The sequence below is a fragment of the Streptomyces carminius genome (assembly GCF_002794255.1).
GTDB classification, from domain to species: Bacteria; Actinomycetota; Actinomycetes; order Streptomycetales; family Streptomycetaceae; genus Streptomyces; species Streptomyces carminius.
The window spans coordinates 135,858-156,006 of the sequence record NZ_PGGW01000069.1; the positions used below are offsets into that span (position 1 = coordinate 135,858).

The 20,149-nt window shown below is 74.1% G+C and carries 18 protein-coding genes and 1 tRNA gene; 5 read left to right on the forward strand and 14 right to left on the reverse strand.

Annotated features, from left to right (window positions below):
• Positions 1 to 140: 140 nt before the first annotated feature.
• The 4 genes from ehuA to ehuB are packed head-to-tail and all read right to left on the reverse strand — an operon-like array spanning position 141 to position 3,292.
• A complete protein-coding gene (gene ehuA / locus CUT44_RS27665; RefSeq protein ID WP_100204701.1) occupies positions 141 to 944 on the reverse strand; it encodes an ectoine/hydroxyectoine ABC transporter ATP-binding protein EhuA in 804 nt (267 codons plus the stop codon).
• On the reverse strand, positions 934 to 1,584 hold the full coding sequence (ehuD, locus tag CUT44_RS27670; RefSeq protein ID WP_100204702.1) for an ectoine/hydroxyectoine ABC transporter permease subunit EhuD: 651 nt from the start codon (positions 1,582 to 1,584) through the stop codon (positions 934 to 936). The genes ehuA and ehuD overlap by 11 nt, the downstream gene beginning before the upstream one ends.
• The gene (gene ehuC, locus CUT44_RS27675; RefSeq protein ID WP_100204703.1) at positions 1,581 to 2,336 is read right to left on the reverse strand and encodes an ectoine/hydroxyectoine ABC transporter permease subunit EhuC; all 756 of its coding nucleotides are present in this window, start codon (positions 2,334 to 2,336) and stop codon (positions 1,581 to 1,583) included. The genes ehuD and ehuC overlap by 4 nt, the downstream gene beginning before the upstream one ends.
• Positions 2,333 to 3,292 carry an ectoine/hydroxyectoine ABC transporter substrate-binding protein EhuB gene (ehuB, locus tag CUT44_RS27680; RefSeq protein ID WP_100204704.1) on the reverse strand — a complete coding sequence of 320 codons (960 nt, stop codon included), beginning with the start codon at positions 3,290 to 3,292 and terminating at the stop codon, positions 2,333 to 2,335. The genes ehuC and ehuB overlap by 4 nt, the downstream gene beginning before the upstream one ends.
• 134 nt (positions 3,293 to 3,426) lie before the next feature.
• On the opposite strand from ehuB, the gene CUT44_RS27685 reads away from it, so the two are divergent.
• Complete coding sequence (locus CUT44_RS27685) at positions 3,427 to 3,927, forward strand: DUF3830 family protein (protein ID WP_100204705.1); 501 nt, start codon at positions 3,427 to 3,429, stop codon at positions 3,925 to 3,927.
• On the opposite strand, the gene CUT44_RS27690 is transcribed toward CUT44_RS27685, so the two are convergent.
• Together CUT44_RS27690 and CUT44_RS27695 are read right to left on the reverse strand one after the other, a co-directional pair.
• Positions 3,908 to 5,419: an amidase gene (locus tag CUT44_RS27690; RefSeq protein ID WP_100204706.1), complete on the reverse strand. Its 1,512-nt coding sequence runs from the start codon at positions 5,417 to 5,419 to the stop codon at positions 3,908 to 3,910. The genes CUT44_RS27685 and CUT44_RS27690 overlap by 20 nt on opposite strands.
• Complete coding sequence (locus tag CUT44_RS27695; RefSeq protein WP_100204707.1) at positions 5,416 to 6,402, reverse strand: D-2-hydroxyacid dehydrogenase; 987 nt, start codon at positions 6,400 to 6,402, stop codon at positions 5,416 to 5,418. The genes CUT44_RS27690 and CUT44_RS27695 overlap by 4 nt, the downstream gene beginning before the upstream one ends.
• A gap of 219 nt (positions 6,403 to 6,621) precedes the next feature.
• Here CUT44_RS27695 and CUT44_RS27700 point away from each other — a divergent pair, with 219 nt between their 5' ends.
• The 3 genes from CUT44_RS27700 to CUT44_RS27710 all read left to right on the forward strand — a co-directional run bounded on the left by CUT44_RS27700 (position 6,622) and on the right by CUT44_RS27710 (position 9,761).
• The gene (locus CUT44_RS27700) at positions 6,622 to 7,623 is read left to right on the forward strand and encodes a maleate cis-trans isomerase family protein (protein ID WP_100204708.1); all 1,002 of its coding nucleotides are present in this window, start codon (positions 6,622 to 6,624) and stop codon (positions 7,621 to 7,623) included.
• Between the two features lie 107 nt (positions 7,624 to 7,730).
• Positions 7,731 to 8,516: a maleate cis-trans isomerase family protein gene (locus CUT44_RS27705; RefSeq protein ID WP_100204709.1), complete on the forward strand. Its 786-nt coding sequence runs from the start codon at positions 7,731 to 7,733 to the stop codon at positions 8,514 to 8,516.
• Positions 8,517 to 8,597: 81 nt separating this feature from the next.
• On the forward strand, positions 8,598 to 9,761 hold the full coding sequence (locus CUT44_RS27710) for an LLM class flavin-dependent oxidoreductase (protein WP_100204710.1): 1,164 nt from the start codon (positions 8,598 to 8,600) through the stop codon (positions 9,759 to 9,761).
• Positions 9,762 to 9,808: 47 nt separating this feature from the next.
• Here CUT44_RS27710 and CUT44_RS27715 read toward each other — a convergent pair whose 3' ends face one another.
• Entirely contained in the window at positions 9,809 to 11,701 is a 1,893-nt protein-coding gene (locus tag CUT44_RS27715; protein WP_100204711.1) for a putative bifunctional diguanylate cyclase/phosphodiesterase, read from the reverse strand.
• Positions 11,702 to 12,139: 438 nt separating this feature from the next.
• Between CUT44_RS27715 and CUT44_RS27720 the strand changes: the two genes are divergently transcribed.
• A complete protein-coding gene (locus CUT44_RS27720; RefSeq protein ID WP_233221713.1) occupies positions 12,140 to 13,381 on the forward strand; it encodes a M6 family metalloprotease domain-containing protein in 1,242 nt (413 codons plus the stop codon).
• Positions 13,382 to 13,467: 86 nt separating this feature from the next.
• Here the strand turns inward: CUT44_RS27720 and CUT44_RS27725 are convergent.
• From CUT44_RS27725 to CUT44_RS27755, 7 genes are all read right to left on the reverse strand, one after another.
• Positions 13,468 to 13,541: transfer RNA gene (locus CUT44_RS27725), tRNA-Lys, on the reverse strand.
• Positions 13,532 to 14,152: a hypothetical protein gene (locus tag CUT44_RS27730; protein ID WP_100204713.1), complete on the reverse strand. Its 621-nt coding sequence runs from the start codon at positions 14,150 to 14,152 to the stop codon at positions 13,532 to 13,534. Before CUT44_RS27730 ends, CUT44_RS27725 begins: the two co-directional genes overlap by 10 nt.
• 186 nt (positions 14,153 to 14,338) lie before the next feature.
• Positions 14,339 to 14,701: a hypothetical protein gene (locus tag CUT44_RS27735; protein ID WP_100204714.1), complete on the reverse strand. Its 363-nt coding sequence runs from the start codon at positions 14,699 to 14,701 to the stop codon at positions 14,339 to 14,341.
• A 265-nt stretch (positions 14,702 to 14,966) separates the two neighbouring features.
• The gene (locus tag CUT44_RS27740; RefSeq protein WP_100205230.1) at positions 14,967 to 16,346 is read right to left on the reverse strand and encodes an AAA domain-containing protein; all 1,380 of its coding nucleotides are present in this window, start codon (positions 16,344 to 16,346) and stop codon (positions 14,967 to 14,969) included.
• 23 nt (positions 16,347 to 16,369) lie between these two features.
• Positions 16,370 to 17,905 (reverse strand): hypothetical protein, encoded by a 1,536-nt coding sequence (locus tag CUT44_RS27745; RefSeq protein WP_100204715.1) that lies wholly within the window; start codon positions 17,903 to 17,905, stop codon positions 16,370 to 16,372.
• Positions 17,905 to 19,173, reverse strand: coding sequence for a hypothetical protein (locus CUT44_RS27750; RefSeq protein ID WP_233221714.1), 1,269 nt, complete (start codon positions 19,171 to 19,173; stop codon positions 17,905 to 17,907). Before CUT44_RS27750 ends, CUT44_RS27745 begins: the two co-directional genes overlap by 1 nt.
• Positions 19,118 to 20,140, reverse strand: coding sequence for a phosphatase PAP2 family protein (locus tag CUT44_RS27755; protein WP_100204716.1), 1,023 nt, complete (start codon positions 20,138 to 20,140; stop codon positions 19,118 to 19,120). The genes CUT44_RS27750 and CUT44_RS27755 overlap by 56 nt, the downstream gene beginning before the upstream one ends.
• Positions 20,141 to 20,149 lie beyond the last annotated feature (9 nt).

Here is a 20,149-nt window from a genome sequence, read left to right on the forward strand (position 1 = left end):
AGCCGGCGCCGGTCGGGTCCGCGGATCGTCCGCCGCCCGCGGGGCGGCGGCGGGCGGCCGCCACCGCCCCGTGCCCAGAAGCATTGGCCGGCGGCCCGCTTCCGAAACGCGGACCACCGTACTCCGGTCGGACGCCGGGATCAGAGGATCGCGCTGAGGAACTCCCGGGTGCGCTCGTGGTCCGGGTCGTTGAAGATCTTCTCCGGCGGCCCGGACTCGATGACCTTCCCCTCGTTGAACATCAGCACCTCGTCCGAGATGTCGCGGGCGAAGTTCATCTCGTGGGTGACGACGAGCATGGTGATGTCGGTGCTGTGCGCGATGTCGCGCAGCACGTCCAGCACACCGGCGACCAGCTCGGGGTCGAGCGCCGAGGTCACCTCGTCCAGCAGCAGCACCTGCGGCCGCATGGCCAGCGCGCGGGCGATGGCCACCCGCTGCTGCTGTCCGCCGGAGAGCTGCGAGGGGTACTTGTCGAGGTGCTCGGTCAGCCCGACCATCTCCAGCAGTTCGCGGGCCCGCTGCTCGGCCTCGTCCTTGCCCAGCCCCAGGACGTGGACGGGCGCCTCGGTGATGTTCCGCAGCACCTTCATGTTGGGGAAGAGGTTGAACTGCTGGAAGACCATGCCGATCTTCTTGCGCACCTCACGGATGTGCTTCTCGCCCGCAGGGACGAGCTTGCCGCCCTTCTCCTCGTGGACGAGGTGCTCGCCGTCGACGGTGATGGTGCCCTCGTCGGGCTTGAGCAGGGTCATCAGCAGCCGCAGGATCGTGGTCTTGCCCGATCCGGAGGGGCCGATGAGGGTGACGTGCTTCCCCGCGGAGACGCTGAACTCCAGTTGGTCCAGGACGACATGGTCGCCGAAGCGCTTGGTCACCTTGTCGAAGAGGATCAGCTCGCGGCCGTCCGCGGCGGGATTGGTGTGGGTGATCTCAGCGGGCAAGGCGACGCTCCAGAACTCGGATGAGAAGGGAAGCCGGGTAGGCGATGACGATGAAGGCGATGCCGACGAGGGTGATCGGCTCCAGGAAGCGGAAGGTCTCGGAGCCGTAGGCGCGGGCCTCACCGAGCATCTCCAGCGCGCCGATGATCGCGATGAGCGGCGAGTCCTTCAGCATGGCGATGACGTAGTTGCCCAGCGCGGGCACCACCCGGCGGATCGCCTGCGGCAGGATCACGGCCGTCCAGGTCCGCACCGGCGGCAGGCTGAGCGCCGTGGCCGCCTCCCACTGCCCGGCGGGCACCCCGTCGATGCCGGCCCGGTAGACCTCGGCGGTGTACGTCGAGTAGTGCAGGCCGAGCCCGATCACACCCGTCACCAGCGGCGACATGGCCGGACCCCACTCGGGCACCACGTAGAAGAGGAAGAAGAGCTGCACCAGCAGCGGGGTGTTGCGGATGAACTCGGTGACGGCGGTCACCGGCACCCGGATCCACGCCTGTCTCGAGCGCTGCGCGATCGCCCACACCAGACCGAGGGTGAAGGCCAGCAGCGAGCCGAGCACCAGGGCCTGGACGCTGACGAGCACCCCGTCCCAGAAGCGCGGCATGAAGTCGTCGACGACGTCCCAGTTCCAGTTCACTGCCTGCCCCCCGTGGTACCCGCGGCGGCCGTCCCGGTGACCGGGTCGGCGCTTCCCGACCGGCGGCGCATGCCGCCCAGCAGGCCCTCCCGCGGTGGCGGTGCCTGCCCGATCCCGGCCTTCGCCTTCCGTTCGACCAGCCGCATCAGCCGGGTGATGAGGAAGGCGAGCACGAAGTACATCAGCAGCAGGACCGTGTAGATCGGGGCGCTCTCATTGGTGGTGAACCGGATGAGGTTGGCCGCGAAGGTCATGTCGGCGACGCTGATCACCGAGACCAGGGCGGTGCCCTTCAGCAGTTCGATGGCCAGGTTGTTGAACGGCGGGACCATCTCCGGCCAGGCCTGCGGCAGTTCGATGCGCCGCAGCCGCTGCAGACGGGTGAAGCTCAGCGCGATGCCCGCCTCGCGCTGGGCGGGGGCGACCGCGGCCAGCGCGCCGCGCACGACCTCCGAGCCGTACGCCCCGTAGGTCAGGCCCAGCGCCAGCACACCCGCCCACATGGGAACGAGCTGCCAGCCGAAGGCGATCGGCAGGGCGAAGAACAGCCAGAACATGAAAACCAGCGCCGAGGCGCCGCGGAAGATCTCGAAGTAGGCGCCGGCCAGGAAGCGCACGATCCACAACTGGGAGGTGCGCGCCATGCCGATCGCGAAGGAGACCACCGCGGCCAGCGCCGCGCTGTACACCGTCACCTGGATGGTGATCCAGATGCCGGGCAGCATGTAGGACTCCCACAAGGCCCAGGTCATGGGGTGCACAGCTCCTTCGCGGTCAGGTCGGTCATCTCGTCCTCGGTGAAACCGAAGGGCTTCATGATCTCCAGCAGCTCACCGCTCTCCTTGAGCTTGTGCAGCTCCTTGTTGAACTCGTCGCGCAGCACGGTGGCGGTGGGCCGGAACGCGAAGCCGCCGGCGCCGATGGCGGGTTCGCCGTCCACCATGGGCTGGAAGGGCTCGGTGGCCTCGGCCCGGTCGCTGCCCTCGGCCACCTGCCGGACGGTCAGCGAGGTCCCGGCGAACACGTCCGCCCGGCCCTGCTCCACGGCCGCCAGTCCGGCGACCTGGTCGGGCAGGATGAGGATGTCGCCGCGGTCGACGCCGGCTGCCACCGCGTAGTCGATCTCGGCGTACGCGGTGCCGGTCGCCATCTTGGCGCCCTTCTCCACGATGTCCTCGTAGCTGTGCAGGCCCTTCGGGTTGCCCTTGCGGACGATGAAGGCGTCGAGCATGACGTACTCGGGATCCGAGAAGATGACCTGCTCGCACCGCTCGGGGTTGATGTACATGCCCGCGGAGACCACATCGAACTGCTGCGAGCGCAGTCCCGGAATGAGCGACCCGAACTCGGTCGGCACCGGAACGACGTTCTCCACTCCCAGCCGCTTGAAGACGACCTTCGCGATCTCCGGCGCCTCGCCGGTCAGCTCCCCCTGCTTGTTGATGTACCCGTAGGGCACCTCGCCCGCGATGCCCAGCCGTACGGTGCCCTGCGCGCGCAGGCGTTCCAGCAGGTTCCCCTCGCCGGCCTTCCCGGCCTCGGGCACCCGGCTGCAGCCGGCCGCCGTGCCCATCGCGCCCGCCGCTCCCAGCGCGGTCAGTCCCGCGAGCAGGGAGCGGCGGCTTATCCGCAGGCCGGTTCCCGTCCGGCCGTCACGTGCTCTGTCGTTGTCCGTTTTTCCTGTCTCGTTCCCCTGTGGTGGAGCCATGGGCGCGCCACTACCCCGATCGGGTGGAAGATATGCCTGCTGTTTCCAGCCCTTGATACGGGCGTTGCGGGCTTGACTGTCCGGGTGGGGCGCTGCGTCAGTATTGGGAGTGAAATCGACGGACAGGAAGTGAAATGGCAGACCGTTTCATTGAAGTTTCGCTCGAAAAGCGGGGCGTGACCTGCACCGCGAAACTGCTCGACGACCGTGCGCCCCTCACCTGCGAGGCGGTGTGGAACGCCCTTCCGCTGGGCGGGGACGTCTACCACGCCAAGTACGCGCGTAACGAGATCTACACGCTCCTGCCGGTGTTCGCCCCGGCCGAGCCGCCGCTGGAGAACCCCACCGTCACCCCCATTCCCGGGGACCTGTGCTACTTCACCTTCACCGACGTCCAGCTCGGCACCGCCTCGTACGGCTACGAGAGCGCCGCCGCGCACCGGGGGCGGCCGACGGTGGTGGACCTGGCGCTGTTCTACGAGCGAAACAACCTGCTCATCAACGGTGACGCCGGCTGGGTGCCGGGGATCGTCTGGGGGAGCGTGGTGGACGGCCTGGACCGGATGGCGGACGCCTGCCAGGACCTGTGGCGGTCCGGCGCGCTGGGCGAGACCCTCAGCTTCCGGCGGGCCTGACGGCACCGGGCCCGGCACCGGCACCGGCACCCGCCGCCGGTGCCGGCGGCGGCGGGATGTCGGCGACCCCCGCCTCGTACAGCGCGTGCGCCGCGCGCAGCACCAGGGCGTCCGCGTGCCGGGCACCCACCAGCTGCACCCCGACCGGCAGCCCGGCGCCGTCCGTGCCGCAGGGCACGGAGGCGGCGGGCTGCTGGGTCATGTTGAAGGGGTGGGTGTACGGCGTCCAGCCCGTCCAGCGGCGGTACGGGGCGCCCGGCGGGACCTCGTGCCCCAGTTCGAAGGCCGTGAGGGGCAGGGTCGGGGTGACCAGCAGGTCGTACCGGGTGTGGAAGACGCCCATCAGCCTGCCCATCGCCATCCGCACGTCCACCGCGGCCAGGTAGTCCAGCGCGCTGCGGGACGCGCCCTGCTCGCACGCCTCGCGCAGCCCCGGGTCCAGCAGCGCGCGCCCCTCGGCGTCCAGGTGCTGCGTCACCCGGGCGGCGCCGCTGAACCACAGGGTGTGGAAGGACTCCACCGCGTCGGGCAGGCCCGGATCGGCCTCCTCCACCTCGGCACCCAGCTCCGCCAGCACCTCCACCGCCCGCCGCACCGCCTTGGCGACCTCCGGCGCCGGCTCCGGCGCGTCCTCCGGCCGGCCGCCGAGGTCGGGGGAGTACGCCACGCGCAGCCCGGCCACCCCGCCGCGGAGCCCGTCCCGGAAGCTGCCCGGCACCGGCCCGAGCTGCGACCAGTCCCGGGGGTCGGGCCCGGTGATCACGTCCATCAGCAGCGCCGCGTCCCGTGCGTCCCGGGTCATCGGGCCGACGTGCGCCAACGTCCCGTAGGCGCTGGCCGGGTACAGCGGCACCCGCCCGTAGGTCGGCTTCAGGGCGAAGATCCCGCAGAAGGAGGCCGGGATGCGCACCGAGCCGCCGCCGTCGGTGCCCAGGCTCAGCGGCCCGGCGCCCAGTGCCACCGCCGCCGCGCTGCCGCCGCTGGAGCCGCCCGCGGTGCGCGCCGGGTCGTACGGGTTGCCCGTCGCGCCGTGCCGGGGGCTGTCGGTGACGCCCTTCCAGCCGAACTCGGGGGTCGTCGTCCTGGCGGTGAACACCGCGCCGTGCTCGCGCAGCCGGGCGACCGAGGGGGCGTCCTCGTCCCAGGGACCGTCGGCGGAGACCGTCCACGAGCCGCGCAGCGTCGGGCCGCCGCGCAGCAGCAGGATGTCCTTCACCGTCACCGGCACCCCGTCCAGCAGCCCGGCCGGCTCGCCGCGCCGCCACCGCTCGGCGGACTCCCCGGCCTGCCGCAGCGCGGCCTCGGCCTCGATCCGCACGAACGCGTTCACCGCCGGCTGGATCTCCTCCGACCGCTCCAGCACGGCGCGGACCACCTCCACCGGGGTGAACTCCCGCGCGGCATAGCCCTCGACCAGCCGGGCGGCGGTCAGCCGGGTGAGATCACCGGGGGCGCCGGGGGTGCCGGGTGCGTCGGCGGTGGGACTGCTCATGGGGCGCTCCTGTCCGGTACGTAGCCCAGCTGTTTGTCCACGACGTTGAAGAGCGGCTCACCGGCCGCCCAGCGGTCGAAGTTGTCGCAGAACTGCTCGGCCAGGGCGTCGCGCCAGCCGAGGGTGTCACCGCTCATGTGCGGGGAGACCAGCAGGCCCGGGGTGTCCCACAGCGGGCTGTCGGGCGGCAGCGGCTCCTCGGCGAAGACGTCCAGCGCCGCGCCCGCGAGCCGGCCCGAGGCCAGCGCCGCCACCAGATCGTCCTGCACCACATGGGCACCGCGCCCGACGTTGACGAAGCGGGCCCCCGGCTTCATGCGGGAGAAGGCGGCGGCGTCGAACATGCCGGTGGTCTCCGGGGTGAGCGGGGCCGCGCACACCACCCAGTCGGCGGACGGGAGCAGTCCGCCGAGCGCGGCGGAGGGGTGAATCCGTCCGAAATCCGGATCGCCGGCCCGGCCCCGGCGACCGACCAGCTCCACCTCGACACCCAGTGCCAGAAGAGTCCGGCCGATTTCCCGGCCGATGGGACCGGAACCTACGACGATCGCGTGAGTTCCCGCCAGCCGAATTGTCTCCCGGTGCCGCCAGCGCCGTTCATTCTGCAATTTCCAGCTTCCGGGGAAATCCTTGGCCATGGCCAGGACCAGACCGGCCGTGTATTCGGCGATGGGCCGGTCGAAGACGCCCCGCGCATTGGTGATCACGGCCTTGGAGGCGACCAGTTCCGGACAGCCCAGCAGCCGGTCCACCCCGGCGCTCGCGGTGTGCACCCAGCCCGGCCGCCGGCCCGGCCCGGGCCAGGAGCGGCGTACGGCGTCGGAGGTGAAGTCCCAGACCAGCAGCGCGTCCGCGGCGGGCAGCAGCTCCGCCAGCGACTTCTCGTCGGCGTGCAGCACCCGGGCGCGCCCGGCCAGCCGGTCGAGTTTCGGCGGCGGCTCGTCACCGGGGGAGCCGAGAACGAGAACGGTGATGACGGACATGAGAGGGAAACCGTTTCGCAACGAAGGCGGGTGAGGATACGAGTTGGTCCGTTGGAAGTGGGGGCGCGTCATGGGGAAACAGACGCGAGGATTGACCACGGTAGGGACAAGTAACTACCTTCGTCAACGAAGGCATCTGCCCCGGCGTCCCGGCTCCTTCCGGCCGGCTTTTCCCCGTCATCGGCCCCTGGCCACCCCACACCCTCTTAGGGGTTGCTCATGGATGTCTCTTTTCTCGGCGGTCCGCGCCCGCAGCGCGGCGTCGGCGTCGTCGCGCCCTTCGACTTCGCACTCGACCGGGAGCTGTGGCGCTGGGTCCCGGACGAGGTCTCGCTGCACCTGACCCGCACGCCCTTCGTCCCCGTCGAGGTCAGCCTCGACCTGGCCCGGCTCGTCAGCGAGCACGAGACGCTCCGGGAGGCCGTACGGGCGCTGAGCGCCGTGGCGCCGGAGGTGGTGGCGTACGCCTGCACCTCCGGCTCCTTCGTGGCGGGCACCACCGGGGAGCGCGCCATGTGCGCCGCCATGGCGCAGACGGGGGGAATCCCCGCGCTGACCACCTCGGGAGCCCTGCTGGAGGCGCTGACGGAGCTCGGCGCGCGGCGTGTCGCCGTCGTCACCCCGTACACCGGGTCGGTGACCGACTCCCTGGAGGCGTTCCTGGGCGAGGCCGGGATCGAGGTCACCGGCCGCAGCTACCTGGGGCTGACCCGGGAGATCTGGCGGGTGCCGTACCGCGACGTGGTGCGCATGGCGCACGAGGCCGCGGTGGGCGCCCCCGACGCCCTCTTCATCAGCTGCACCAACCTGCCGACGTACGACACCATCCCCCAGCTGGAGGCCGAACTGCGGATGCCGGTGCTGTCGGCCAACCAGGTCACCCTCTGGTCGGCGCTGCGCCGGATCGGCGAGCAGGCGGTCGGCCCCTATCAGGCGCTGCTGGACCCGGTGGCGCGGCGCGGCCCGGCCTCGATGTCGGGGATGTCGGGGATGCCGGGGGTGTCGGAGGTATCGGGGGTGCCGGGCCTGCCCGGGACGGCGGCCCTGCCCGGGCAGCCCGGGCTGCCGGTGGTGCCGGAATCCGCGGTCACCGGTCCCCCGGAGCCGGAGGCGGCCCTGGCCGGGCCGGTGGCCGGCCCGGCACCGGACGCGGCGGACGCGGCGGACGGCCCGGAGCCGCCCCCCTTTCCGGACGATCCGGGGCTCCTGCCGCCCGGCTGAGCCGGGCCCGGCGGACCGCGGCGGCGCTCCGGAGCACCGGCCGTCGTCCGGTCCGCACGTGAAGGACAAGACCGGCATGCACCACGGATACGGAGCAGGAGGACTGGATGGCAGACACGGTCGGTTTCCTCTACCCCGGCCACTCGGCCGAGGACGACTACCCGCGGCTGGAGGCGATCCTCGGCGAGGCCGGTGCGGAGGTGCGGCTGCCGCTGGTGCACACCGACATCGGTGAGGACGCGCACCGGGTGGACGCGCTGCTGGAGATGGGATCGGCGGCCCGGCTGGCGGCCGGGGTCTCGGCGCTGCGCGAGCGCGGAGCGCGGGCGGTGGTGTGGGCCTGTACCAGTGCCAGCTTCGTCTTCGGCTGGGAGGGGGCGCACCGGCAGGCGCGCGAGCTGTCCGAGGTCGCCGGTCTGCCTGCCTCCAGCACCTCCTTCGCCTTCGCCCACGCGGTACGGGCGCTGGGTGCCGACCGGGTCGCGATCGCCGCGACCTATCCGGAGGACGTGGCCGAGCACTTCCGGGTCTTCCTGAAGGCGGCGGGCGCCGAGGTCGTCGCGGTGCGCGGCGCCGGGATCGTCACCGCCGCCGAGGTCGGCACCTGGGGCCGGGCGGAGGTGCTCGCCCTGGCCCGGGCGGGCGACCACCCGGACGCGGCGGCCGTCCTGCTGCCCGACACCGCGCTGCACACCGCCGCCTGGCTGCCCGAGCTGGAGGCCGAGCTCGGCAAACCGGTGCTCACCGCCAACCAGGTCACCGTCTGGGAGGGGCTGCGGCTGCTGGGGCGCACGGTGCGCTGCCCGGCCCTGGGCGCGCTCTTCACCGGGCGGGCCCCCGGCGGCCGGCCGGACCACTCGGGCCGTTCGGACCGGCCGGACCTGCGGGAATAACCACCTGGCCGGGGGAGCTGTCTCCTTACCGCCCGCGGTACGCGACCGCGGCGCGCACCCACCACGAGGAGGCAGCCCGAGATGGACCCCGCGACCGACGGCGACACCGGCGGCGGCGAGACGAGGGACCGGACCGCGGACGGCGGCGCCCGGGGCGGCACGGGCGGTGACGCCGTCCGCGGCCCGGCCCGCGGTACCGCGCCCGTCCCGCTGTCCGTTCTCGACCTGGCCGCCGTCGGGGCCGGACAGACCACCTCCGACGCCCTGCGCACCTCCGTGGAGATCGCGAGGCTGGCCGAGCGCCGCGGCTACCACCGGCTGTGGGTGGCCGAGCACCACTCCATGCCCGGGGTGGCCAGCTCCTCGCCCGCCGTCATCCTGGCCCATCTGGCCGCCCACACCACCACCCTCCGCCTCGGTTCGGGCGGGGTGATGCTGCCCAACCACGCACCGCTGGTGATCGCCGAGCAGTTCGGCACCCTGGAGGCCCTCGCCCCCGGCCGGATCGACCTCGGCCTGGGCCGCGCCCCCGGCACCGACGGGGCGACGGCCGCCGCGCTGCGCCGCACCGACGACCCGCACCGGCTCGCCGACGAGTTCCCGCGGCTCCTCGCCGAGCTGGTCCGTTTCCTCGACGACGACTTCCCCGACGGCCACCCCTACGCCCGCATCCACGCCGTACCCGGCCCGGTCCAGGGGAGCGTGCCCGGCGGTGTGCGGCCGGTGAACCGGCCGCCGGTGTGGCTGCTGGGCTCCTCCGGTTTCAGCGCACGGCTCGCCGGGAGCCTCGGACTGCCGTTCGCCTTCGCCCACCACTTCTCGGCGGCGGGCACCCTGCCCGCACTGGAGCTGTACCGCACGTCGTTCCGGCCGTCGGCGGTGCTGGCCGAGCCGTACGCGCTGATCAGCGTCGGCGCGCTGGCGGCGGACACGGAGGAGGAGGCGCACCGCCAGGTGATGACCGGTGCGCTGGCGATGCTGCGGCTGCGCACGGGCCGCCCGGGGCTGGTGCCCGACCCCGAGGAGGCCGCGGAGTACGAGCGGAGCATGGGCGGGGCGGAGCGCGACTTCGTCGCCGGCTGGCTGTCCAACCTGGTGTACGGCACGGCGGAGCGGGTCCGTGCGGGTCTGGACGAGCTGGTCAGGCGCACCGGCGCGGACGAGCTGATGATCGCCTCGCATGTGCACGGCCCCGCCGCCCGGGTGCGCGGCCACGAGCTGATCGCCGACGCCTACGGCCTCTGACGGACTCCGGCCCGGCCCGGTCCCGTCCGCGGGCCGGGCTGGCCGGGCTACGGCCGTCCGCCGGCCACCAGCAGCCGGCTGATGCGGTCGGGCGGCACGGGCTTGGAGTAGTGCCAGCCCTGGCCGGTGTCGCAGCCGATCCGCCGCAGCCGGTCGGCCTGGGCGGAACCCTCGACGCACTCGGCGGTGACCGTCAGGCCGAGGTTGTGGGCGAGCTGGACCAGTGAGGTGACGATCGTCTCGTCGGCGGGATTGACGGTCTGGGCGGTGCGGAACCCGCGCACGAACGTTCCGTCCAGCTTCAGACCGCGCACCGGGAGCCTGCTGAGATAGGCGAGGTTGGAGTAGCCGGTGCCGAAGTCGTCGATCGCGATGCGGATCCCCATGTCCGAGAGGGCCTGGAGGGCCTTCAGCGGCCGGCCGGCCGAGCCCATCACGGCCGACTCGGTCAGCTCCAGCTGCAGCAGTCCCGCGGGCAGCCCCGTCTCCTCCAGGATCGCGGCGACATCGGCCACCAGGTCGGAGTCCCACACCTGCCGTACGGCCACGTTCACGCTGACGTACAGCGGCAGGTCGGGGCGCTCCAGTTGCCAGCGGCGGGCCTGGCGGCACGATTCGGCGAGGATCCAGCGGCCCAGCGGCACGATGGCGCCGTTCTCCTCGGCCAGCCCGATGAACTGGTTCGGGCCGAGCGTGCCGAGCCGCGGGTGGCGCCAGCGCACCAGTGCCTCCACCCCGGCGACCGTCTCGTCGTGCAGGCAGACGATCGGCTGGTACTCCAGCGCGAACTCGCCGCTCTCCAGCGCCGGGCGCAGAGTGCTGGACAGGGTCTGGCGGGCCATCCGGTGGGCGTTGCGCTCGGGGTCGAAGAGGGTCCAGCGGGCCTTGCCGTCCGCCTTGGCCCAGTAGAGCGTGGTGTCCGCGGCCTGCATCAGCTCCGTGGCGGTGGTGCCGGCGACGGGCCGCTCCACCACCCCGATGCTGGCGGAGACGGCCAGCCGGTGCCCGGCCAGGTCGAACGGCTGCTGGAGTGCGGCCAGCATCCGCTGGGCCAGCTCGGTCAGCGGCTGGGTGCCGGTCGACGCCTCGGCGAGCAGGGCGAACTCGTCGCCGCCGAGCCGGGCCACCAGCTGCCCGCCCGGTTCGGCGCACTGGCGCAGCCGCCGGGCGACCGCGGCCAGGAGCCGGTCGCCGATCCGGTGGCCGAGGGTGTCGTTGACGGCCTTGAAACCGTCCAGGTCCAGGTAGCACAGCCCGATCCGGCCGGTGGCGGACCCGGTGAGGGCGGCGGACAGCCGCTCGAGGAACAGGATCCGGTTGGGCAGCCGGGTGACGGGGTCGTGCGTCTGCAGCCGGCGCAGCCGCCGCCGCAGGTCGTGCCGCTCGCTGACGTCGGCGACGGACAGCAGCGCGGTGCCGCGGCGCGGTACGGACCGGTCCCCGGCCCCGGGCCGCGGGGCGGGCCGGTCGGCCGGCACCACGGTGACCTCGGTCCACAGGGAGCGGCCGTCCTCGTGCTTGAGGTGGTGGGTGAGGCTCATCCCGGCGCTGCGCCCCTCCAGGACGGCCTGGCAGTCCGCGCGGGCCCGGTCGTCGAGGCCGATGCCGGCCAGGGCGGTGACGGGGGCGCCGGTGAGTTCCGCCGCGGGGGCGCCCAGCAGGCGGCCGAGCGCCTGGTTGGCCACCACCACCCGGCCGGCGCCGTCGATCAGGGCCATGGCGAGCCGGGCGGCCTCGAAGGCGGTGCGGAAGGCCGCCGGATCGGGGGGTGCGCCGGGAGGCGTGTCGGAGGGTGCCCCGGGGGAAGCGGAGGGCCGTGACTCCCCGGAGTGGCTACTCGGAGTGATGTCCGACGCTGTCGTGCCGGGGCTGCTGACCGGTTTCCTACCCGGTCCGTCGAAGGATCCATTCACCGATCGCTCCCGGGGGACTCGTCTCATGGGGGTGGCTTCGGGCGGTGGGCCGGCGGCCGTATTGGGGGGAATCCGCCCTGGAAATGTGGCGATCATAGAGGCTTGTCGGGTGGGCGAGCCAGTGTCGCGCACGGTGTTCCACACCCGTGTGACGGACTCTGTGGACGCGCTTTCGACAGGCTGATCGTTCCTGCACGGCAACTTCGCGCCACCGACCGATGATGACCGATTGTTACTGACGGTGATCCTGTGGGGTCTCACTCGTACGGCCTAGCGGAACGGGGCACCCGGGGAACGGAGGGGCCACAGTGGGTGCCGTGCCCCGAGACACCGCGGGAGGACGATGTGCGCAGGACGCGCCGAGCCGATCGGACCGACGGGACGCGTGGCATACCCGCGCTCCCGCCGGACGGCGGCGGCTTCGGCGGGCCCGTTTTCGGCCCGCGGTCCCGGCGGACCGGTGCGGTGCTCACCGCGCTCTCCGCCCTGATCGGTACGAGTCTGGTGACCGGACCGGTCGCCGTCGCGACCGGTGCCGACTCCTGCGCCCTGGAACGCACCGCCGTCCACCACTCCGAGGGACTGGACACCTGGCACCCCGACTACCCCCGGCCCGAGGGGACGCTCGACGCGCTGATGGTCTTCCTGTCCTTCCCCGAGGCCCCGCCCACCGCCGGCCCCGGCCGGCTCGTCGCCGACTACTTCCCCGACACCTCCGCCTTCTTCGAGCGCGCCTCCTACGGGGCCTTCGCGCTGCGCCCGCACCCGGTGGACCGCTGGTTCGAGATGGCGGCGGACTCACGGGCGTACGGGATACAGCGCGACTGGGCGCCGGACCTGCGCACCGCCTACCTGGACGACGCCGTCGCCGCGGTGGACCCGCACGTGGACTTCGGCGAGTACGACATCGTCTACCTCGTCGCCGACCCCGAGGCGCCCGGGGTGAACTCCGACGCCACCAAGGTCGTCAACCTCGACCGGCCGATCACGGTGGACGGCACCGAGCTGCACCGGGTGGTGACGGTCTTCGAGGAGAGCCCGCCGGACCGCAACGTCCTGGCCCACGAGACCCTGCATCTGTTCGACCTGCCCGACCTCTACCACCAGCCCGAGGAGGACGACGGGGACTGGGACACCCACGTCGGCGACTGGGACCTGATGGGCAGTCAGTTCGGCCTGGCCCCCGACCCCTTCGGCTGGCACAAGTGGAAGCTGGGCTGGCTGGACGGCGGCGACGTCGCCTGCCGTGCCGAGCCCGGCACCACCCGGCACACCCTGCGCGCGGTCGGCGAGCCCCGCCGGGACGGGACGCCGCCGGGGACCCCCGGCACCCGGCTGGTCGTGGTCCGCACCGGGCACGGCGAGGTGCTGGCGATCGAGGTCCGGGAGCGCGCCGGCAACGACACCACCGTCTGCACCGAAGGAGTGCTGCTGTACCGGGTGCGCGGCGACATCGCCTCGGCCGAGGGCCCCGTCCGGGTGGTGGACGCGCATCCGGACAGCGCCGCCTGCCCGCGGATCTCGGTCTACCCGCCGCTGGCCGACGCGCCGCTGGGATCGGGGGAGAGCATCGAGGTGCCGACGGAGGCGGGCACGGTACGGGTGTCGGTCGTGGCGCGCACGGCGGCCGGCTGGCAGGTGGAGGTCGTGGTGCGGGGTACGGAGCGCGCGCCGGGCGCGCCGGGCACGCCGGTGAGCGCACTGTGAGGGGGCGGCGGACGGCGGACCGGGCGCCGAGGGCCGGGCCGGACAGCCGGAAGGCCCCCGCTCCCGCGAGGGCCCTCGACCGTCTGTACGCCGCCAGGGACTCGAACCCCGGACCCGCTGATTAAGAGTCAGCTGCTCTAACCAACTGAGCTAGCGGCGCCTGTTGACGTGGTAGACCTTAGCACCTCGTTCCGAGGGAGCGGAAATCGGTTGATCGTGCCCCGTACCGCCGCCCGTACGGCCGGTGCGCACCGCCCGTACGCAGGCCCACAGCAGGGCCTCAGCCCCCGGCAGCCAGGGGTGCCGGACATCCGGGGCGACCAGCCAGCGGGTGGTGGGCGGACAGTCCCCACCGGGCACCGGAGGGGGCACGGTCACGGCGTCGCCGAGGCCGTAGCACAGCAGCGGAGGGATCGTTTCCCCACCCCGGCCGGCGTCCGCGGCGGGAACGGGACCGGTGGTGTGCCCCCACTCCCGCCAGCTCAGCAGGGCGGGGAGTCGCTGGGCCGTGCCGGGAACGGCGAACAGGAGCATCCGGCCCCCGTGGAGGGCCACCGGGCCGGTGCCCGGACCGGCGGTCCACAGCCGGTCCAGCATCCGGCGCCCGAACATCGGGCCCGCGCTGACCACGTCGAAGGCCGTACCGCAGGGCAGGACGCCGGGCAGCCCGGGACGCAGCGCCCACAGCGCGTGGACACTGCGCGGGAAGACACTGGAGGACGCGAGCCAGTCGGCTCCGGCAGGGGTGACATACGCGGCTGCATCGCTCATACCGCCTACATCTACCCGCAGCCTGTGTACCGGCCCTGGAACTTCACCGAACCCGGGACAGCGCGCGGCGGCGTCCGGTATCTTTCGCCGCCCGCATATGCCGGGGGCCGTGGCGCCTCCACCCGGCAGGGTCCGGTACTGCCTGCTGCCGTCCGGTGCCGTCCGGTACAGCCGCCGGTACGGCCGTCACTCCGGGGTGCGGTCCGCCATCAGCTCACGGCCGAACTCGATCATCTTGCGGGCGTAGTCGGCCGTCCACTCCGCCCGCTCCGCGATCACCTCGTCCGGCAGGCGGTCGAAGCGGCTGGGGTCGGCGAGCTGGGCCGCCGCGACGGCCTGGAACTCCATGGCCCGGTCCGCCGCCGCCCGGAAGGCCAGCGCCAGCTCGGTGGCACGGCCCAGCAGCTCGCGCGGATCCTCTATGGACTCCAGGTCGAAGAAGTGCTCGGGGTCGGACACGGCCTCCGGCGGCTCGAAGAGCAGCGGAGCGGGCCGCCGACGGCGCGGCGCGCCGCCGCGCGGATCCGGAGCCGGTTTCGGCTCTGGCATGGAGGTACCTCCGTCGGTCGTGGGCAGCGTTCATTGTCCCTCGTACGTCCCCCGCACGTCCTCGTACGGTTCTCGTACGTTCCTCGTGCGCCGCCCCGCGGCTGCCTGCCTCCTCCGGGTACCCGCCCGGTGCCCGGCCGAGCAGGCCCCGGAGTGTCCGGGAGGCCGTCCCCATGGTCACCGGGGAACCGGGTGCCGCGCCAGGGGCACGGTGCCGTTCCGCGCCGGGGACGCGGCGCGGAACGGCACCGTGCGCCGCACGCGGTCACCAGGGGACCGTGTGCTCCGCCAGCCGTGCCAGCACCGCGTGGTTGGCCTCCCAGCCGTCCGGGAACTTCACCCCGACCCCGAGCTGGACCGGCTCCGCCGAGGGGTACTCGTCCAGCAGCTCGGCGACGCCCGCCCGGCAGACCACCACACAGGCGTGCCGGTGGCGCGAGGCCAGTACGCACAGCCGGCCCGTCTCCAGATGGAAGGCCGTGGCGTCCGGACGGCCCGACAGCGGGTGGAGCACCACCGTCACGTCGAACTCCCGGCCCTGGAGCCGGTTGGCGGTGTCCACCGTCACCCCGGTCACACCCCGGCCGGCCAGCGCCGTGCGGACGGCCGCCGCCTGGTCGCGGTGCGCGGTGCCCACCGCGACCCGGTCGGCGGTCACCGGGACCGGCTCGGGCGAGCGCTCGCTGACGGCCGTCCCGCCGCGTTCCAGGAGCCGCCGCACCACCTCCGCCACCGCCGCGACCGCCTCCGGGTCGGTGCGCGGGGTGTGGCGGGCGGGCAGTTCCAGCAGGCCCCAGCCGGCGGCGGCCGCCTCGTCCAGCACCCGGTCCACGGCCGAGCCGTCCGGGGCCGCCGTGAACTCCAGCCGCCGCTCGCCCGGCCCGGTGCCGCTGCGGAACGGGGTGTACGGGTAGAACGCCCGCGACACCAGCGGCGCGGCGGAGGCGGGCAGCCGCCAGGACACCGGCAGCCGGTGCACGGGCAGCCCGGGATTGTGCGCCAGCAGCGTCGTCACCGCGCTCGCCGACGGGTCGTACGTCAGCCCCGCCCACTGCTCGGCGGCCACCTGGCTGAACGGGTCGAGCTGGCCCGGGTCCCCGACGAACAGCGCCCGCTCGAACAGCCCGGCGACGGCCAGCAGCGCGTCGGACCGCATCTGGTACGCCTCGTCCACGATGGCCTGCTCCCACGGCCCGGCGCCCTTCACATGCGCCCACTTCGCGGCCGTGGAGACCACCACGTCCAGTCCGGCCAGCTCCGCGGCCTTCGCCGACTTCACCACCGAGGGATGCCGGTCCAGGACGGGGTCGTACGGCTGCGCCTCGCTGCTGTGCAGCCGCCCCACCGGAAGCTCGGGGTCGGCGCCGGCCAGCCGGTCCACCAGATCGTCCACCTGGGCGTTGGTCTGGGCGACGATCATCAGCGGCCGCCCCGTCGCGGCCAGCCGCCGGGCCGCGTTCACCACCAGCGTGGTCTTCCCGGCACCGGGCGGGGAGTCCACCACCACGCCCCGGTGGGCACCGGAGAGGGTGTCGCGCAGGATGGCCTCGGTGGCCGCCTTCGCCGCCGCGGCGGGGCCGGGCGCGGGTCCGGCGCCGGTGCGGTCCGGGTTGCCGGACGAGGCGTCGGACGAGGCGTCGGTCATGGTGTCGGTCACGGTGGTGCCGGTCACAGCAGGTCCTCCGCGGTCACGGGATCGGGGGCGTCCAGGGCGTCCGGATCGGGCGGGCCGCCGTGCGTCCACGGCGTCTCCTCCGGATCCGGCAGCTCCGGCCCGCCGCGCGGGGCGTGCTCGAACAGCGTCCAGCACACCGTCTCGCCCTCTCCGGGCACCGATCCGGCCTCCGGGACCTTCCCCCGGCCCATGCCGCCCGTCAGCCGCACGGTCAGCAGCCCCGGGGCGGGGGAGGCGACGTACTCGCCGGACTGCGACTTCCCGCTCGGCAGCGCCCGGTACACCCGGCCGCCCTCCTCCAGCTGCGGCAGATCGCCGGTGCGGACCGTGACCAGCGGACGCGGCATCGGACGTCTGCCCTCCGAGTACGCCGTCTCCACCCCGGTCACCTCGCCGGTGAACGCTTCCCCGGCCAGCCGCCGCTCCGCCATCACCAGCGGGTCGTCCAGCGCCTCCTGGGCGGCCAGTTCGGCCAGCGCCGTCTCCCGCGCGGCGAGCTTGCGCGCCGCCGTCACCGCGTCGTCCCGCCTGGGCTGGGGCGGCTCGCCGGCCCGCAACCGGTCGCGGTGCGCGGTGTAGGACCAGCGGTCCCGCTTCCAGCGGTCCGCGACCCGGGCGCCCGGCGGCAGGGCGCGCAGCAGGTCCAGGCCCCGCCACACCGCGTCCCAGGTCGGCCGCAGCTGGGCGGCGACCAGCTCGCGGATCTCCTCCTCGGCACCGTCCAGCCCGGCGTCGTGGCGGGCGATGGCCGGGGCCAGCCGCCGGTTGTCGAAGGCCGGGTCGGTGGCCGGACCCGCGGGCGGGGTGAGCAGCAGCCCGTCGCCGTCGCGCGCCAGCTCGGCGCGGAGCGCGGCCTCGGCGCCCGACTCGCCGTCCCCGGCGGTGATCCAGGCCAGCAGCGCGCCCAGGTGCTGGTCCTCCAGCCGGCTCTGACCGGTGGCCCAGTGGCGGCCCAGCAGCTCGGTCATGGCGAGCAGCAGCGCGGAGCCGGGCACCCGGGCCCGCTCCCCGTAGTGCGTCAGCCACCGCCCCAGCAGCGGCAGCCGGGCGGGGGCGGGATGGGCGGCCCGCGGATCCTCCTCGGCGGTACGGCGGAAGCGCATGGAGCGGCCCAGCAGCCGTACGTAGGCGACCCCCGCGGTGTTCGGCACGATCAGCTGCGGGGCGTCCGCGCACAGCTCGGCCTCGACCTTCACCCGCTTGCCCGTCTCCGGATCGGTCTCGGTGCGCTCGGTGAGCTCCACCTCGTCCTGCGCGGACTCCAGATGAGGCAGTACGGCGTCGGCCAGCTCGGTGAGGAAGGCGAACCGCAGGGTGCGGTCGCGCGGCTGCGGTACGACCAGCAGCCGCGGGGCGTCCCGGTCGGTGCCCACCAGCGCGCCCAGCGGGGCGCCGGCCTCACCGGCGGTGGTCAGCGGAACCAGCACCATCGGCCGTTCGGTCAGCCGCCGGTGGCACACCGTCGTCAGGGGGCGGGCGCGCCCGGTGGCGGCGGCCTCCACCCGGGCCAGTGTGGCGAGCAGCGACATCACGGCCTCCCCGCCGGCCGGACCGGCCGGTCGGCTGTTCCGTCCGGTGTCCGCTCCGGTGTCCGCTCCGGTGTCCCGTCCGCGGCCTGGACGGCCGCCAGCACCTCGGCCCGCAGCCGGGCCGCGCGGTGCAGGGCGGCGGCGGCCGGATCGGCGCCGGCGTCCGCTCCCGTGCCGTCGTCCGCACCGTCGTCCGCACCGCCGTCCGCACCGTCGTCCGTGCCGCCTCCGCCGCGGGCCGCGGCCAGGACCGCCGCCACCGTCGTCAGCCCGCCCAGCTCCCCGCGCACCTCGCGGCCCAGGACCTCCACGGCGCCCGCCGCCCGGGCCCGCTCCCGGCAGTGGAAGGCCAGCTCGCAGGTGGACAGGCACTGCGGCGCGTAGGCGGCCGGCAGGGTGTGGACCGCCTCGGCCAGTTCGGCGGGCGGCCGGGCGGGATCCAGGCAGGCCCCGTCCGGCAGCATGGCGGCGATCTCCTCCAGCCGGGTCAGCCGGGCGAGCTGCCGGCGGGTGGTGGCCAGCTGTCTGCGCAGGTCGACGGCCTCCGCGGTGGGGAGGTTGGAGAAGTCCTTCGGGCAGACCAGCAGCGCCTGTTCCGCCACCCGGTCGGTCCGGTCGGGGAGGAGCGCCGCCAGGGCCAGCACGTAGACCGCCGCCTGCCGGGCCGCCGCGCCGACCTTGGCCGGGTCGGCGGAGCCGTCCAGGATCGGGAAGGACTTGATCTCCACGACCGTCAGCCGCCCGTCCGGATGGACCGCCACCGCGTCGGGCTCCAGATAGACGGAGGATCCGGCCACCGGCAGCTCCACCATCGGGTGGTCCAGCAGCGTCCAGCCGCCGTCGGCCGCGGCCCGCTCCAGGGCGAGCCGGGTGCGCTCGGCGCGCCCGGCCGGGCCGGGCGCCGAGAGCTCGGGGACGGCCACCCCGCCCGGTTCGGGCGGGGGTGTGCCCGGCGCGCCGGTGTGCGCGTGGACCAGTCGCATCAGCTCGGCCCCGCCGTCGCCCTTCACCCGCGCCTCGAAGGCGTGGCCGCGGGTGAACGCGAACTGCGACTGGCCGAAGGGGGCGGGGGCGCCCAGCGCCTTCGCCAGCGCGCCCTTGTCCACTCCCGCGCCGTCCAGCAGCGCACGGCGGCGGCAGCCGGGGTTGGCGGCCAGCGCGGCGAGCGCCCGCGCGTCGAGCGGCCGGGGCGCCACATCGGCACCGCGCAGCTCAGCGAGCCGCCGGCGCAGGGCTGTCGTCGGTTGGCTGTCGGGGATGTCGCTCACCCGGGGAAGTGTGGCATCCGGTGGTGACAACCGGGGAGTTGAGGCCGCCGAAAGCGGGAGCCGCACCGGCGGTGCGGCGGGACGGCCCGCCGGACGGCCGGGGCATGGACCGGGGCACGGACCGGGACCCCGACCGCGACACGGCGGCGCCCACGGGCACCGGTGCGTTCGCCGGGCCCTCCGGCACGGCCACCGCGCCGCCCGCCGGACCCGTCGGCACGTACCGGCGCAGCCGCCCGGCCAACCGCTCCGCGAACCGCGTCGCCGGACGGGTCAGCAGCAGGCCGAGACCCATCACCGCCGCGCCCGCCACCGCGTCCAGCAGGTAGTGGTTGGCGGTGCCCATCACCACCACCGTGGTCAGCAGCGGATACCCGACGGCCACCGCGCGCACCCACCCGCGCCGTCCGGCCAGCTGCCACAGCACCACCCCGCACCACAGCGACCAGCCCACGTGCAGACTCGGCATCGCGGCGTACTGGTTGGTCAGCCCGCCCAGGCCGCGCGGGGCGCTGGCCTCGCCGCCCCACCAGCCGTAGTGCCCGTACTGCGCCATGGTGTCGACGAAGCCGTGGCCGGCGGCCAGCAGCCGGGGCGGGCAGGTGGGCAGGAGCGTGAAGCCGACCAGGCCGATGAGGGTGGAGACCAGCAGCCAGGTGCGCATCCTCCGGTAGTGCGCGGAGCGGCGGCGGTAGACCCACACCAGCAGGGCCGGGGTCACCAGGTAGTGCAGGGCGGCGTAGAAGAAGTCGGCGGGTATGCCGAGCCAGGCGTTGTCGGTGAACAGCCGGTTGAGGGGCCGCTCGACGTCCAGCCACAGCCACTCCTCGAAGCGCAGGATGGCCAACCCGTTCCCGACGGCCGTCGACACGTCGCCGCGCGCGAGCAGCCGGCCGGCGGAGTAGGCGGCGTACACGGCGGCGAGCAGTGGCAGTTCGGTCCACCACAGAAGCCGGTTCCGGGACATCCGAACGTT

Bases quoted from the DNA above. Each gene is read 5' to 3' on its own strand.
- ehuC (WP_100204703.1), bottom strand. From the start codon at position 2,336: ATGACCTGGGCCTTGTGGGAGTCCTACATGCTGCCCGGCATCTGGATC.
- ehuB (WP_100204704.1), bottom strand. From the start codon at position 3,292: ATGGCTCCACCACAGGGGAACGAGACAGGAAAAACGGACAACGACAGA.
- CUT44_RS27685 (WP_100204705.1), top strand. From the start codon at position 3,427: ATGGCAGACCGTTTCATTGAAGTTTCGCTCGAAAAGCGGGGCGTGACC.
- CUT44_RS27690 (WP_100204706.1), bottom strand. From the start codon at position 5,419: ATGAGCAGTCCCACCGCCGACGCACCCGGCACCCCCGGCGCCCCCGGT.
- CUT44_RS27695 (WP_100204707.1), bottom strand. From the start codon at position 6,402: ATGTCCGTCATCACCGTTCTCGTTCTCGGCTCCCCCGGTGACGAGCCG.
- CUT44_RS27700 (WP_100204708.1), top strand. From the start codon at position 6,622: ATGGATGTCTCTTTTCTCGGCGGTCCGCGCCCGCAGCGCGGCGTCGGC.
- CUT44_RS27705 (WP_100204709.1), top strand. From the start codon at position 7,731: ATGGCAGACACGGTCGGTTTCCTCTACCCCGGCCACTCGGCCGAGGAC.
- CUT44_RS27710 (WP_100204710.1), top strand. From the start codon at position 8,598: ATGGACCCCGCGACCGACGGCGACACCGGCGGCGGCGAGACGAGGGAC.
- CUT44_RS27715 (WP_100204711.1), bottom strand. From the start codon at position 11,701: ATGAGACGAGTCCCCCGGGAGCGATCGGTGAATGGATCCTTCGACGGA.
- CUT44_RS27730 (WP_100204713.1), bottom strand. From the start codon at position 14,152: ATGAGCGATGCAGCCGCGTATGTCACCCCTGCCGGAGCCGACTGGCTC.
- CUT44_RS27735 (WP_100204714.1), bottom strand. From the start codon at position 14,701: ATGCCAGAGCCGAAACCGGCTCCGGATCCGCGCGGCGGCGCGCCGCGC.
- CUT44_RS27740 (WP_100205230.1), bottom strand. From the start codon at position 16,346: ATGACCGACGCCTCGTCCGACGCCTCGTCCGGCAACCCGGACCGCACC.
- CUT44_RS27745 (WP_100204715.1), bottom strand. From the start codon at position 17,905: ATGTCGCTGCTCGCCACACTGGCCCGGGTGGAGGCCGCCGCCACCGGG.
- CUT44_RS27755 (WP_100204716.1), bottom strand. From the start codon at position 20,140: ATGTCCCGGAACCGGCTTCTGTGGTGGACCGAACTGCCACTGCTCGCC.